The 14,000-nt window shown below is 68.8% G+C and carries 11 protein-coding genes; 5 read left to right on the forward strand and 6 right to left on the reverse strand.

From position 1 onward, the window contains the following. Positions 1–62 precede the first annotated feature (62 nt). The 4 genes from J2851_RS18720 to J2851_RS18735 all read right to left on the reverse strand — a co-directional run bounded on the left by J2851_RS18720 (position 63) and on the right by J2851_RS18735 (position 4,071). A complete protein-coding gene (locus J2851_RS18720) occupies positions 63–596 on the reverse strand; it encodes a ferritin-like domain-containing protein (protein ID WP_209767930.1) in 534 nt (177 codons plus the stop codon). Continuing rightward, positions 593–1,435, reverse strand: coding sequence for a 2-oxoacid:ferredoxin oxidoreductase subunit beta (locus J2851_RS18725; protein ID WP_209767931.1), 843 nt, complete (start codon positions 1,433–1,435; stop codon positions 593–595). Before J2851_RS18725 ends, J2851_RS18720 begins: the two co-directional genes overlap by 4 nt. A gap of 20 nt (positions 1,436–1,455) precedes the next feature. Beyond that, entirely contained in the window at positions 1,456–3,177 is a 1,722-nt protein-coding gene (locus tag J2851_RS18730) for a 2-oxoacid:acceptor oxidoreductase subunit alpha (protein ID WP_209767932.1), read from the reverse strand. A gap of 216 nt (positions 3,178–3,393) precedes the next feature. Then, entirely contained in the window at positions 3,394–4,071 is a 678-nt protein-coding gene (locus tag J2851_RS18735; RefSeq protein WP_209767933.1) for a sulfite oxidase-like oxidoreductase, read from the reverse strand. A 182-nt stretch (positions 4,072–4,253) separates the two neighbouring features. Between J2851_RS18735 and J2851_RS18740 the strand changes: the two genes are divergently transcribed. From J2851_RS18740 to J2851_RS18750, 3 genes are all read left to right on the forward strand, one after another. Next, positions 4,254–4,904: an FMN-binding negative transcriptional regulator gene (locus J2851_RS18740; RefSeq protein ID WP_209767934.1), complete on the forward strand. Its 651-nt coding sequence runs from the start codon at positions 4,254–4,256 to the stop codon at positions 4,902–4,904. A gap of 164 nt (positions 4,905–5,068) precedes the next feature. Next, positions 5,069–7,432 (forward strand): mechanosensitive ion channel domain-containing protein, encoded by a 2,364-nt coding sequence (locus J2851_RS18745; RefSeq protein ID WP_246500759.1) that lies wholly within the window; start codon positions 5,069–5,071, stop codon positions 7,430–7,432. Between the two features lie 68 nt (positions 7,433–7,500). Beyond that, positions 7,501–7,971, forward strand: coding sequence for a low affinity iron permease family protein (locus J2851_RS18750; RefSeq protein WP_209767935.1), 471 nt, complete (start codon positions 7,501–7,503; stop codon positions 7,969–7,971). A 93-nt stretch (positions 7,972–8,064) separates the two neighbouring features. Here the strand turns inward: J2851_RS18750 and J2851_RS18755 are convergent, their stop codons facing one another. Then, a complete protein-coding gene (locus J2851_RS18755) occupies positions 8,065–9,543 on the reverse strand; it encodes an alpha/beta hydrolase (RefSeq protein ID WP_307419666.1) in 1,479 nt (492 codons plus the stop codon). Between the two features lie 360 nt (positions 9,544–9,903). On the opposite strand from J2851_RS18755, the gene J2851_RS18760 reads away from it, so the two are divergent. Continuing rightward, positions 9,904–10,455 (forward strand): NucA/NucB deoxyribonuclease domain-containing protein, encoded by a 552-nt coding sequence (locus tag J2851_RS18760; protein WP_209767938.1) that lies wholly within the window; start codon positions 9,904–9,906, stop codon positions 10,453–10,455. 11 nt (positions 10,456–10,466) lie between these two features. Further along, complete coding sequence (locus tag J2851_RS18765; RefSeq protein WP_209767940.1) at positions 10,467–10,850, forward strand: hypothetical protein; 384 nt, start codon at positions 10,467–10,469, stop codon at positions 10,848–10,850. Between the two features lie 13 nt (positions 10,851–10,863). Here the strand turns inward: J2851_RS18765 and J2851_RS18770 are convergent, their stop codons facing one another. Then, on the reverse strand, positions 10,864–13,410 hold the full coding sequence (locus J2851_RS18770; RefSeq protein WP_209767942.1) for an HWE histidine kinase domain-containing protein: 2,547 nt from the start codon (positions 13,408–13,410) through the stop codon (positions 10,864–10,866). Positions 13,411–14,000: the final 590 nt, after the last annotated feature.

The raw sequence follows: 14,000 nt of genomic DNA on the forward strand, positions 1-14,000 counted from the left end.
ACCAAATGAAAACGGGACGGCCATAGGGCCGCCCCGTCCTTACCATTCCCGTCTGAGGGGCCTCAATCCGAAATGTTGGGCGGATCGGGATCCTCGTCCCAGCCTTCCTTCGGGGCCGGGTAGCGCTCCAGCCACTTGCGGACCAGGGCGACGTGGCCGGCTTCCTCGTCCGCGAACTCGCGGGCGAGGCGGGCGACCTCCGGGTCCTTGGTCTCGGCGGCGACCGAGGCGTAGTAGTTGTTGCCCTGGTGCTCGCTCAGCAGCGCCATCTTCAGGGCGTGGTGCGGCTTCATCAGGTAGTGGGCGTTCTCGAAGGCCGCGGCCTCCGGCGACTCCTTGGTGGCGTCCCACTGGAACTCCCAGGGGGCGACCTTCGGCAGCGAGCCGTATTCGCGGGCGAGCTGCTTCACCTCTTCCGCGTGCTTCACCGAGTAGCCCGCGAGGTCGCGGAACAGCTTGGCGACCTCCACGTTGTTGTGGGCCTCCATGCTGTCGGCCAGCTCGTTGTAGCGGTCGGCCGCCTCGATCTCCAGCTCCAGGGCGTGGGCCAGGAACAGGCCCACGTTGGACGCGCCATTCTCGACTTTCGCCTTCATACCGCGAACCTCTCTTCGATCTGGGCGATGGTGTGGCTGTCCTTCGACGCCGGCTGGAACGGCCGGCGGTTGCCGGCCAGGAAGATGCCGAGCCCGAAGCCGTCGTCCTCCAGGACGGCGCGCATCGCCTCGTTCGGGTCGTCCGTCGGCTCGCGGCCGTAGGGGTGGACCGTGCTCTTCCAGTTGCGCTGCTCCGGGCGGAAGGTGACGCACGGGGACAGGATGTGGATGACGGAGAAGCCGGGGTGCTTCACGCCCGCCACGATCAGGCGCGCGACCTCGTTCGGGTCGTTGGAGAAGCCGCGGGCGACGAAGTTCGCGCCGCAGGCCAGAGCCAGCGCGACCGGCTGGATCGGGTTCACGCCCGGGCCTTCCGGCGTCAGCTTCGATTCGCACCAGTCGGACTCGGTGGTCGGCGAGGCCTGGCCCTTGGTCATGCCGTAGACCTGGTTGTCCATGACGATGTAGGTCATGTCCACGTTGCGCCGGCAGGCGTGCAGGAAGTGGCCGCCGCCGATGGAGAAGCCGTCGCCGTCGCCACCGAAGATCAGCACGTCCAGCTCCGGACGGGCCAGCTTCACGCCCGCGGCCACGGGCAGCGAGCGGCCGTGCACGGTGTGGTAGCCATAGACGCTGGTGTAGGCGGGAATGCGCGACGAGCAGCCGATGCCCGACACCACGACGGTGTTTTCACGCTTCAGCCCCATGTTGGCCATGGCGCGGGTGATGCCGGCCAGCACGGAGTAATCGCCGCAGCCGGGGCACCAGATGGGCTTCACGTCGGACTTGTAGTCGTGCGGCATCGGGCCGACGACGTCCTCGGTCAGGTGGGTATCCATGTCGTTCGTGCTCCGGCCGGTCAGATCAGGGAAAGAAGCGTCTCGTGAACCTCACGCGCGCGGATCGGCAGCGGGCCGGGGCGGCTGAACACCGACACCTCGCCCGGCAGGTCGTAATGCCCGCGGAGGAACTTGTGGAACTGGGCGCCGTGCGTCTGCTCGACGACCAGGACCTTCGTGACGCCTTCCAGCGCCGCGGCCAGCTTGGACGGCTGCACCGGGGAGATCAGGCGGATGGCGACCAGACGGGCCTTCTTGCCCGCGGCCTGAAGGCGCCGCACCGCCTCGCGCGCCGGACCCGTCGCCGAACCCCAGGTGACGACGGCGATCTCGCCCTCGCCCTCAATGTCGGCCCAGGCGTCGCCGAAGTCGAAGCTGGTCAGCTTGCGCAGACGCTTGTCCAGCTGCTTCTGGTGGTCGGACGCCTGCGAGGACGGCAGGGCGTTCTCCGCATGCTCCAGACCGTCGGCGGTGTGCTCGCCGCCCGGCATGCCGGGGATGGCGGCCGGTGAGATGCCCGATTCGGTGTTGGCGTAGCGCTTGTACTTGTCCTCGCCGCCCAGATCGGTCGCCAGCAGGCGCTTGGCCGTGTAGGGGGCGTCGGCCGGCTTGTCGATGATGGCGCGCGACTGGCCCATGGCCTGGTCGGACAGGACGATGGCCGGGGTCTGCAGGGCCTCGGCCAGATGCACCGCCCACTGGGTGGTGAACAGGCAGTCGCCGATGGAGGTCGGGCCGACCACCAGGTGCGGGGCGTCGCCGTGCAGGCCGTAGACGGCGATGTTCAGGTCGGACTGTTCGGACTTGGTCGGGATGCCGGTCGAGGGACCGCCGCGTTGCACGTCGACGATCACCACCGGGGTCTCGGACGCCACGCCCAGGCCGATGCACTCGGTCATCAGCGACAGGCCGGGGCCGGCGGTCGCGGTGATGGACGGCACGCCGCTGAAGGAGGCGCCCAGGCACATGGCGATGGAGGCCAGCTCGTCCTCCGCCTGCACCAGCTTGCCGCCGGTCTTGGCGAGGTTGGGGGCCAGCCACTCCAGGATCTCGGTCGCGGGGGTGATCGGGTAGGCGGCGCAGAACTTCACCCCGCCCTTCAGGGCGCCCAGGCCGGCGGCCTCGTTGCCGGAGATGTTCCAGCGGGTGGCGCCGTCCTTGTTCGGGGCGGCCAGCTCCAGGCCCAGGTTCCAGCCCGCGACTTCCTTCGATCCGGCGTCGATGCCGGCGTTGGAAGCCTGGATGGCGGCGTCGCCCTTCTTGCCCAGCGCCTTCTGGATCACCGCGTCGATGCCCGCGCGCGGCAGGCCGATGATCGCGGCGACGGCGCCCAGGCCGACCATGTTGACGCGGCCGCCGGGGATCTTGCCGGCCAGCTCCTTGATGGGCAGCTCGACCTGCTTGGCGCCGCTGGCGGCCAGCACCGCCGGCACCTCGCCCTGGCTCGGGTCGGTGATGATGACGCTCTTGTCCGACAGCGGCAGCTCGGCGGCGAAGCGTTCCACATTCTGCCAGTCGAAGGCGATGATGATGTCGAAGCGGTCCCCGGGACCATGAACCGGCGTCGGCGACAGGCGAACCAGGGCGGCGGCCTCGCCACCCCGGATCTGCGGGCCGGTGGACCGCGACATCAAACCGTACCATCCCACGTTGGCGGCGGCATCCAGCAGCATCTGTCCGGCGGTCATCGCGCCGGCGCCACCGCTGCCCACCAGGGCAATCGTGACCGAGTCCACTGTCATTGCTTATCCCTTGCGTCCGAATGTGAGTCGCCCGACGCGCGTACGGCTACGTCACCAGTGCGGAGCAAGGGAATGATCTGGCGCAATTGGCGCGGTTGCGGCAGCAATTTGCCGCAACCGCCGTCTCAACTGGTCTTACCAGCCGGCGGCCGTCGTCGTTTCATGACGCTCGACCTGAAGAACGCGCCTTTGTTCTTCTGCCGGAATGTTGTCGTTTCATTCCGAGTAACGCTCTTCCTTCCAGGGATCGGCCTCGTTGTGATAGCCGCGGACCTCCCAATAGCCGCGCCGGTCCTCCGCGACGAACTCGAGTCGCTTCACCCACTTGGCGCTTTTCCAGAAATACAGCTTCGGCACGACGACTCGGACGGGGCCGCCATGGTCACGGCTGATCGGCTGGCCTTCCCAGGTCGTGGCGAGCAGCACGTCCTCGTCCGCGAAGGCGTCCAGGGGCAGGTTGGTCGTGTAGCCGTCCGAGGAATGGCAGACGACGAAGCGCGCCTCCGGCTTCGGCTTCACCACGGACAGCAGGCGGCGCGCGCTCACCCCTTCCCAGCGGTTGTCGTAGCGCGACCAGGTGGTGACGCAGTGGATGTCGGAGACGAAGCTCTCCTGCGGCTGCGCCTGGAAGTCGGCCCAGCGCCAAGTGACCGGGTTCTCCACCAGCCCGTCGACGGCCAGCGTCCAGTTTTCCGTCGTCACCCGCGGCACGACGCCGAGGTCGAGCACCGGCCAGTCCTCGACCAGCCGCTGGCCGGGCGGCAGCCGCTCGCGCGCCGGGTCGGCGGTGTGGCCGGTCAGCGCGCGCCCCTCCTGCGCCCACTTCTCCTTGGTGGCGACGAGCTTCTCGCGGATCTGCCCGTCCTTTTCGATCTCTCCATCGCTGGGAGCCATGGCTGCCTCCTGTCGTTTCGGGAAAAGCGCTGGACTGTAGCAGGAACTGTGCGGCTTTTCGGAACGGGTCAATGCCCGGTGTCGCGACGCGATCAATAATTGGACCACCGAGAAAGATCGGAACCGGCCGTTCCGTTCAGGCCGGTTTTCGGGGACACTCTGCTCCCGATCAGGAGGCCTGCATGTACATTCCCCCCGCGTTTCTTGAGACCGACCTGCCTTTCATCCACGAGACGATGCGCGCCGCCGGGCTGGCCAATCTGGTCACGGCCACGGCGGGCGGGCTGATCTGCACGCCGCTGCCCCTGCTGCTCGACGAGCGGGAGGGGGAGATGGGCACGCTCTACGGCCATGTGGCGAAGGCGAACCCGCAATGGCGGGAGCCGCCGACGATGGACGCGATGGCGGTCTTCATGGGGCCGGACGCCTATGTCACCCCGTCCTGGTATGAGAGCAAGGCGCGCGACGGCAAGGTGGTGCCGACCTGGAACTATGTGGCGGTGCACGCCTATGGGCCGGTGGAGTTCTTCGAGGACGCCGACCGCCTGCTCGGCCTCGTCACGCGCCTGACGGAGCGTCACGAGGCGGCGCGCCCGCAGCCCTGGGCGGTTGCCGACGCTCCGCCCGATTTCATCCGGGCGCAGCTGCGGGGCATCGTCGGGCTGCGGCTGCCGATCACCCGGATCGACGCCAAGCGGAAGATGAGCCAGAACCGCAAGGCGGAGGACCACGCCGGCGTCGTCCGCGGCCTGGAGGAGGCGGCGGGCGACCCCAAGGCGCAGGCCGCCGCCCGCCTGATGAGAAACCGTGAAATTCCGGACGCTTTGCCGTAAATCCGTCCCAAAGCGGGGCGATGGTCCCAAAAAGGTTCAATGCACCTTGGGTTGGCAAGGTGGCGGAGGCGGGCTAACGTCGCGCCCCTCGATCGATATGGCCTGCCGCCATCGCCCTAACGATGGGGGGCCGCGACGACTTCGACATGATGGATAGGACAGGCATGCTTCGCACAAGCACTCGACGGATGGGCGGGCGATGGACGGTCGGCCTCGCCGCCGTCCTCCTGCTGCTGGTCACCGGCTTTGCGATGACGGCCCCGGCGCTGGCCGCCGGCCCCGCCCTGGCGCAGGCCGTCGCCCCGGCGCCCGCCGCTCCCGCTCCCGCCGGTTCCGGAACGCCGGCGCCCGCCGCGTCGGGCGAGCCGACGCCGGAGCAGCTCCAGGGCATGATCGTCACGCTGGAAGACCCCGCGGCCCGCGCCCGGCTGGTCGAGCAGCTGAAGGCGCTGATGGCCGCGCAGAAGGGGCTGGACCAGGCGAAGGCCGCCGAGGCGCCGGCCACCCCGCTGCCGGAGACCATCGGCGCCACGGCGCTGTCCTTCCTGGCGCAGCGCATGGACGTGCTCAGCCGCCAGCTCGTCCAGGTCGGCAACGTGTTCAAGGATCTGCCGGGCGCCGTGGAGTGGGCGAACCGGCAGATGACCGACCAGTCCGCCCGCGACCGCTGGGTGCAGATCGCCATCCAGCTGTCCATGATCCTGGTGGCCGGCGGCGTGATCGAGCGCTTCATCAGCTGGCTCCTGTCCCGGCCGCGCGCGGCGCTCGCCGCGCGGCGCGGCACCACGACGCTGGTGCGCCTGCCCCTGCTGCTCGGCCGCGCGCTGATGGAGCTGGCGCCCATCGCCGCCTTCATCGTCGTCGGCTACGGCATCCTGTCGGTCAGCGAGCCGGGGCCGCGCGTGCGGCTGGTGGCGCTGGCCGTGATCAACGCCACCGTGATCCTCCAGGTCGTCATGGTGGTGGTGCGCATCCTGATCGCGCCGGACGCGCCGAACCTGCGGCTGGTGCAGATGGGCGACGCCAACACGCGGCGCCTCTATCTGTGGATCCGCCGCCTCGCCGCGGTCGGCATCTACGGCTATTTCCTGGCGGAGGGCGCCTATGTGCTGGGCCTGCCGCTGGGCGCCTACGGCGCGCTGCTGAAGCTGCTGGGCTTGGCGTTGGCCGGCATGACGATCGCGCTGATCCTGCAGAACCGCCGCACGGTGGCGGAGTGGATGCACGGCAACCCGCTGTCCGGCGACGGCGACCCCACCTCCACCGCCGCGCGGGAATCGGAAGGGCAGGGGGCCGTGCTGCGCTCCGCCCGGCGCCGCTTCGCCGACGTCTGGCACGTGCTGGCCATCGTCTACGTCGTGGTCACCTTCGGCGTCTGGGTGCTGAACGTCTACGGCGGCTTCGAGTATCTGGCGCGGGCCACCGGCATCACCATCCTGGTGGCGGCTCTGGCCCGGCTGCTGGTCAACGTCACCAACCGCGGCCTGCGCCGCGGCCTGCGCATGAAGGCGGAAACGCGCGAGGCCCTGCCGCAATTGCAGGAGCGCGCCAATCTCTACATCCCCATCGCGCACCGTGTGGTGAAGACGGTGATCTGGGTCGTGGCGCTGATGATGATCCTGTACGGCTGGGGCATCGACACGTTGGCCTGGACGCAGACTCCGCTCGGCCAGCGCATCGTGCGCAGCGCCGTCACCATCGGCCTGCTGCTGGTCGGCTCCATCGCGGCGTGGGAGATCGTCAGCTCGATGATCGAGCGCTTCCTCGCCTCCACCGACCGCAACGGCGCGCGGATCGAGCGCAGCGCGCGCGTCCGCACGCTGCTGCCTTTACTGAGGAACGCGTTCCTCGTGGTGCTGGTGACCATGGTCTCGCTGATCACCCTGTCGGAGCTTGGGGTGAACATCGCGCCGCTGCTGGCCGGTGCCGGCGTGGTTGGTCTGGCGGTCGGTTTCGGCTCCCAGACCCTGGTCAAGGACATCATCACCGGCCTGTTCATCCTGTTCGAGGACAGCATCTCCGTCGGTGACGTGGTGGACGTGGGCGGCGGCCATTCCGGCGTGGTGGAGGCGCTGTCCATCCGCTCCATCCGCCTGCGCGATTCGTCGGGTGCCGTGCATTCGGTGCCCTTCAACTCGGTCTCCACCGTCAAGAACATGTCGAAGGACTTCTCCTACGCCCTGTTCGAGGTGCGCATCGCCTACCGAGAGGATCCGGACCGCGTCATCGCGCTGCTGACCGAGATCGGCCAGGGGCTCCAGGCCGACGCGCAGTTCACGCCGGACATCCTGGCCCCGCTGGAGGTGATGGGCCTGGACAAGTTCCAGCCCGACAGCACGCAGCTGATCACCGCCCGCTTCAAGACCCGCCCGACCAAGCAGTGGGGCGTGTCGCGCGAGTTCAATCGCCGCATGAAGAAGCGCTTCGACGAATTGGGCGTGGAGGTCCCGACCGGTTCCATGCAGTTGATCGTCGGGGGCAACCAGCACGACCGGGCGCTGGCCGAGGTGCTGAGCCAGGGTTCGTAACGGCACTTTTCCTCCGGCCGGGCGTTGGCTTGTGGCGACACAAGAATGCTTGGCCGGAGGCCAGCCGAATGCTCAGTGACGTCTTCTACCGCTTCGCCCGCTGGACGGAGCGCCAGACCGGCAAGCCGGGCGCCTTCGTCCTGGCCCTGGGGACGGTCATCGTCTGGGCCATCACCGGCCCGATGTTCCACTTCTCCGACACCTGGCAGCTGGTCATCAACACCGGCACGACCATCGTCACCTTCCTGATGGTCTTCCTGATCCAGAACGCCCAGAACCGCGACACCCAGGCGGTGCAGCTGAAGCTCGACGAGCTGATCCGCGCCACGGAGGCCGCGCGCAACGGCCTGATCAACCTGGAGGAACAGTCCGAGAAGGAACTCCAGAAGGTCAAAACCGGCTTCGAGAAGATCGCCGCGCAGACCGTCGCAAAAACCGCGGACTGCCTGGAAAGCGAGATCGAGCGTAAGGTCGAGCAGGAAGTGGACGAGGAGTTCGAGGAACGCGGCCTGCGCAAGCCCGAACGAACGCAGCCGTAGCGCGGACGTTTTCACCACAGAGACACGGAGACACAGAGAATCAAACCCTCTGTGTCTCCGTGTCTCTGTGGTGATCTTTTTGCTTTACCCCGCCTACGGCCCCTCGAACCCCGGGGGCTTGGCGGCGTTGGGGCAGGCGTTGGGGGGTAGGGATTCCTGCTCCACGAACTGCGCGGCGACGGCGGTGGCGCAGTCCTCCGATCCGCTCACCAGGTGGCCGGCGCTGCGGAAGACCAGATGGCGGCTCTTCGGCAGCGTGGACGCGGCGCGCTCGGCCCATTCCGGCGGGGTCAGGGGGTCGTAGGCGCCGGACAGCAGCAGCACCGGCACGGGGCTCGCCACCGGCAGCCGTTCCGCCGCCTCCTGCGCCGCGGCGGGCCATTGGGCGCAGACACGCCGGCCGGGATCGTCGGTGCTCATGGCGCCGAAGGGCGGGAAGCGCCGGGCGTTCTCCGCCAGCTTCACCGGGTCGGCGGGGTTGATCGTCTCCCGGCATTCGATGGAGAAGGCCACCCCCTCCGCCGTGTCTGGATCGCCCAGCCAGGGGGCCGGCACCCAATGGGCCAGCCGCTCGTACCGGCCGCGCGCGGCGCGGTCGACCAGCGCCGGCAGGCGCGGGACGGGGTCGCCCTCGGCCATCGCCTCCAGCAGGGCGGCCATGGCGCCGGCGCTGTCCAGCCGGACCGCCAGCGGAACCGCCGCGTCGCCGACCGGCACGTCCACCGGCGCCTTCTCCAGCCGCTCCACCATCGTCTGGAAGCGGCCCTCCAGGTCCGGGTAGGCGGCGCGGCAGGCGCGGTTGCCGGCGCAGTCGTCGAACAGGCGCCGGAAGGCCCGGCTGCCCAGCCAGGGCGCATCCTCCACCGCGTTGACGTCGGGCGGGTAGACCGAATCGAGCACGGCGGTGCGCACCCGCGGGCCGTAGCGGCGCATCGCCTCCAGCGCCACCCGCGTGCCGTAGGACACGGCGAACAGGTTGACCCGCTGCGCGCCGAGCGCGGTGGCGATGTCCATGGCGTCATCGGCGGCGACGGGGGTGGTGAACATGGCGCTGTCCAGCCCGGCCGCCTTGAACCGGTCGGCGCAGGCGGCGACCGCCGCACGTTCCAGCGCGGCCCGCCGCTCCCGCGACACCGGGCGCGGCCGGGGCGAGGCGCCCAGCACGTCCAGATCCGGGCAGTCGGTGTCCGGCTCCGCCCGGCCGACGCCGCGCGGGTCGAACAGCACCAGGTTGCGCGTGCGGCGGAAGGGGGCCGACAGCTCCCACCAGGCCTCCATCCGCTCCTCCACCGCCTCGCCGGCGCCGAAGGGGGAGGCGCCGGGCCCGCCCTCGATGAACAGGACCGGGTCGGGGGCGGGCTGCTTCGCGGTGGACAGCAGCACGGCGACCGGCAGGCGGAAGGCCCGGGTGGCGGGCCGGTCGCGCCGGTCGGGCACGGCCACTGTGCCGCACAGCGCCGCCTCGCCGTCCGGCACCGTGAACCAGCAGGGCCCGGGCACGAAGCGCGCCTCGGCCCGCGCCGGCGCCGGGGCCAGGGCAGCCAGGAGCGTGGCGAGGAGGGCGGCCGCCACGCATGCGGCGGGGGACCGTCCGGCCGGCGAAAGGGGATGAGCGGGCTCCATACCCCTATCTGTTTGGCGAAGCCGGGCGGGCTTGTCCAGGAAACAAGGATTCCGGCCCGGCCAGGGCGCCGCACCGTCATCCCGGTTCAGGATCGGCCATGCCGATGACCAGGGAGATCGCCGTAGATTGACGGCCAATATCATAAATAGTCATCGTCCATATCTCTGATACACAACGCCAATTTCTTCGTCTGTTGGCGGTTTTCATGCCGCTTGCTCGCCAATTAAAAGAAATTCCCTGCGGCATAGTGCGGCATACAAATGCAATTTGCTGCCATTGCTGCTCATATATTATTGATGGAGTGCGCCATGGTGCGTGGGATCATTATTGCTTTTCTGTGTCTTTTGCCTGGGATGGCGATCGCGCAACCCGTGATCAATTTCGATGGCAACGTGTTTCCCTGCATTTCCTACAACATCTGGAGTGCGCAGCAGGCTGGCCGTCCGGCCCTGCTGAACCGAACCACCACGCAGGCGACGATCACCGCCAACCGGACCGCCGCCTGCGGTCCGGCCGCCGCCAATGTGACGGCTCTCAATGGGGCCAACGCCGCCGGTGCCATCTCCTGGTCGTGCGACGAGTATCCGTTCGCCAGCAGCACGCAGGGCGGCAACGCGCCCGTGAACAACGTGTTGAGCGGCGTGATGATCGTGCCGGCTTTCGAGAACAGCACGCAGGGGGGCGCCCTGAGCGCCTTCTACACCGCCAACGCCATCAACAACGGCACGCAATTCCGGGTCACGACGTCGAACGTGCCGGCCGTTCTCTACAATGGGCCGGCGCCCGCCCCAAATCCGTTGCCGACGGGCGGTCTGACGATCATCAACCTGGGCAACGGCGTTTATCAGTGCCGGTATTGAGGGTTTAGAGGATGAAGCGGCTTCACGAGGGATCGCACCTGATCCATTACGGGCAGGTGGCGCTCTGGGACCATGAGGACCGCCGTTCCTACCCCGCGCAGTTCGGGCCGTTCCCCTGGATCGGCCCGAAAGGCGTCGTGGTCGGCGCGGCGAGCGACGGGGAGATCGCGGTGGAGGTTTACGGCGGAGCGGCCGGGGAGGCGCCTCCCGCCGGACTGCCGCCCCTGCGGGTGACCTGCCGCATCGCGGTCGGCGGCGACGGGGTCGAGGTCGGGAACGTCACCACGGCGAGCACGGCGCGCGTCGCTTGGCCGCCCGGTCTCACGGAGGTCGCGGTCCACGCCGGTGGGGACGCCGCCGCCCGGGTCGTCTTCGTCCTGCGGGCGCCGGCCTGACAACCGGACTCCGTCACCCCCCGGATTTTCGCAGCGCCGCCAGCGCCTTCCGCACCTGCTCCGAATCATACGGCTTGCGCAGCACGATGGTGTCGTGGAACTCCGGCGGGAAGACGGAGGTCTCGCCGTAGCCCGTGGCGAACAGGAAGGGCACCCCCAGCTCGCGCAGCCGCTCCGCCACGGGGAAGGAGGTCTCGTCGTTCAGGTTGACGTCCAGCAGGGCGAGCGCCGGCGCCTCGGCCTGGATGGCCATCAGCGCCTGGCGGACGCTGGCCACCGAATCCACCCGCGCGGCGCCCAGCTTCAGCAGCAGGTCCTCCGCGCTCATGGCGATGATCATGTTGTCTTCCAGCAGCAGGACCGGCCCGTCGACGCGCACGTCCTCCGCCACCTCCGCGTGGCTGCCCTGCGGCTTGGCCGCTTCCCGGGTGGGGGCCAGCGTGGCGTGCGGGGCGGGAATGGCGAAGCGCGCCCGCAGGCCCGACAGGGCGTAGGTGACCTCCGCCTCGCCCTTCAGGTCGTGGGGGATGGACCGCTCGATGATCGTGGTGCCGAAGCCCTGGCGCGTCGGCGCCTGGACGGGCGGGCCGCCGGATTCCCGCCAGGTCAGGACGAGTTGTCCGTCGTCCTCCATCCACCAGCGGACGTCGGCCTGCCCCCGCCGGTCGGCGAAGGCGCCGTACTTGGCGGCGTTGGTCACCAGTTCGTGCAGGACCAGTGCTACGACGGAGAAGGACTGAGGCGACAGCAGCACCTCCGGCCCTTCGATGTGCACGCGGTCGACCTTGCCGCCCAGATAGGCGGCGACCTCGGCGTGGATGATGGCGCGCAGCGGGGTCGGCTGCCAGTTCACCGCGGTCAGCTGGTCGTGGGCGCGGGCCAGCGCCTGGACGCGGCCGCCGACGATGTCCGCGAACTCCTCCACGCTGTCCGACGCGGTGCGGCTCTGCGCCAGCAGGGCGCGGACCAGCGCCAGGATGTTGCGCACGCGGTGGTTCAGCTCGGCGATCAGCAGCTCCTGCCGCGCGCGGAACGCTCGCCGTTCCTCATCCGCGAGGTCGGCGAGGCGCAGCACCACCTCCATCAGCGTCACGCGCAGGGAATCGGCGATGCGCAGGTCGGCGTCGGACCAGGGGGTGGACTGGCCGTGCACCGTCTCCTTCCACGCCGCGAAGCTCTTGCGCGGCGTCAGGCGGACGCCGTTGGGACCGGGCTCCACCGGCTTTTCCGGGTTGCCGGCCCAGGTGACGGTGCGCCAGGATTCCTTGCGGAAGAAGATGATGTAGTCGCGCGGCTTGCGGGACACGGGAATGGCCAGCATGCCCGCGGCCCGCATCGCGAAGTCGGCGGCCGGCGGGTGCACCCGCGCGATCTCGGTCGTGGCGAAGACGGTGCTGGCGTGCGCCCGGTTCAGCGCGCGGATGACGCCCAGCATTTCGTCCTGCGTCGGGGTGGAGCCGTGCAGCGCGATCTGCCCGCCCAGCACGATGGCGACGCCGTCGCTGCGGATGAAGCGCCCGATCTCCTCGCGCAGCTCCGCCAGGTTCTCCATGGGCGAGGCGTTCTCGGCGATCAGCGCCATCAGGCGGTTGTGCAGCTGCCGCGCGTCGGCCTCGTAGGCGGCCTCGCGGTCGCGCTCCACGCTTTCCAGCAGGAAGGAGAACATTTGCCCGTACAGCTCCGCCGCCGTGCGCCGTTCCAGCGACAGGCGGTGCGGCGCCAGATGGTGGCAGGCGAACAGGCCCCACAGCTTGCCGCGGCGCAGGATCGACACCGACAGCGAGGCGGCCACGCCCATGTTGCGCAGATACTCGCAGTGGATCGGCGACACGCTGCGCAGCACGCTCATCGACAGGTCGAGCGGCGGCGTGTGCGGGCCGGCGGGGGGAAGGATCGGACACGGCGCGGCGTCGACGTCGACGATGCAGCGCAGCCAGCTGCGCTCGTACAGCGCGCGGGCCTGGACCGGGATGTCGGACGCGGGGTAGCGCAGGCCGAGGTAGGACGGCACGCCGCGCGCGGTGGATTCGGCGATCACCTCGCCGGCGCCGTCCACGTCGAAGCGGTAGACCATCACCCGGTCGAACCCGGTCAGCATGCGCAGCTGCCGCGCCGCCTCGCGGCAGCAGTGGTCGAAGGTCGGCGCGCGCTGGAGCCGCCCGATCATGGCGCGCACCATCGAACTGCCGTCGAGGTCGCCGCCGGGCTCGCTGGGCTCCCCTTCGATGATGATCGATTGGCCGGACATGTGGATCGCGACGTCGAGCAGGGGGCCGTCCGGCCTGAACCGCATGCGGAAGATGCGCTCCACCGAATCGTTCAGCAGGGCCAGCTGCAGCCGCCCGCGCAACGCGTGCAGAACCTCCTCGCCGACCTGCAGGACCAGCGGCTGCCCAAGCATCGCGTCGGCCTCCACCCCCAGCCATGCGCCGACGTTGGCGGAGGCGTGCTGCACGATCCAGTCCGTGGAGACCGCGACGAGGAATCCCTCGGGCTGGATCGACCCCAGGAACTGTATCGGCTCCCGGTCGCAGTTGGTCAGGTCGACGGTCTGGGTCATCGGCAAGCGACAGTCGTTGCAGGCAAGCTCATCATCCGGGATCGAAGCGGTTGCGTCGGGTGTTTAACTGGGGATCGTCTGGAAAAATTCCATCAGAAACCCATCGGAAACACAAGCGGAAGCTATGGAATACTTGCGCGAAATAATCTTTCAAGATTGTCCGCTTAGTGACGGGCAAAAAAAGCCGGACGATAATGATCGCCAAGGCGGATGTCACTAACCTAGGTTAAATATTATCAACGGGATCACATCAACTCAGGTTGGCGCACGATGATCATCAAGTTCTAATATGGAGAATCCTTTTCCCTTTTTGATGACTGCCGTTCACTTCGGCTGTACCCATGGGGCGGAAAGCCACTCCAACATGCACATTCGTGCAAGGGTTCCGAGTCGGTCGTCTATCCCGAGCACCACGCGGCAACCCCGTGGCGACCCTCACGGCGGTGTTGCGCGCCCGCGGTGCGAAACGTTCGCTTGATTGCGCGCAGCCCGGTGGCGTGCGCAACCCTCTCCCGTCCGGGCGCAGCGGTGTTGACTTGATGCATCCGAAGGCGGATGTTTTGCACACCTGCAAGAGCCTTGCGGGCACG

Origin of the sequence: Azospirillum rugosum (genome assembly GCF_017876155.1) — a bacterium.
Lineage (GTDB): Bacteria > Pseudomonadota > Alphaproteobacteria > Azospirillales > Azospirillaceae > Azospirillum > Azospirillum rugosum.

Excerpts from the sequence above, each read along its gene's own strand:
- J2851_RS18735 (WP_209767933.1), bottom strand. The coding sequence starts at position 4,071 with ATGGCTCCCAGCGATGGAGAGATCGAAAAGGACGGGCAGATCCGCGAG.
- J2851_RS18745 (WP_246500759.1), top strand. The coding sequence starts at position 5,069 with ATGCTTCGCACAAGCACTCGACGGATGGGCGGGCGATGGACGGTCGGC.
- J2851_RS18740 (WP_209767934.1), top strand. The coding sequence starts at position 4,254 with ATGTACATTCCCCCCGCGTTTCTTGAGACCGACCTGCCTTTCATCCAC.
- J2851_RS18760 (WP_209767938.1), top strand. The coding sequence starts at position 9,904 with ATGGTGCGTGGGATCATTATTGCTTTTCTGTGTCTTTTGCCTGGGATG.
- J2851_RS18730 (WP_209767932.1), bottom strand. The coding sequence starts at position 3,177 with ATGACAGTGGACTCGGTCACGATTGCCCTGGTGGGCAGCGGTGGCGCC.
- J2851_RS18750 (WP_209767935.1), top strand. The coding sequence starts at position 7,501 with ATGCTCAGTGACGTCTTCTACCGCTTCGCCCGCTGGACGGAGCGCCAG.
- J2851_RS18725 (WP_209767931.1), bottom strand. The coding sequence starts at position 1,435 with ATGGATACCCACCTGACCGAGGACGTCGTCGGCCCGATGCCGCACGAC.
- J2851_RS18720 (WP_209767930.1), bottom strand. The coding sequence starts at position 596 with ATGAAGGCGAAAGTCGAGAATGGCGCGTCCAACGTGGGCCTGTTCCTG.
- J2851_RS18765 (WP_209767940.1), top strand. The coding sequence starts at position 10,467 with ATGAAGCGGCTTCACGAGGGATCGCACCTGATCCATTACGGGCAGGTG.
- J2851_RS18770 (WP_209767942.1), bottom strand. The coding sequence starts at position 13,410 with ATGACCCAGACCGTCGACCTGACCAACTGCGACCGGGAGCCGATACAG.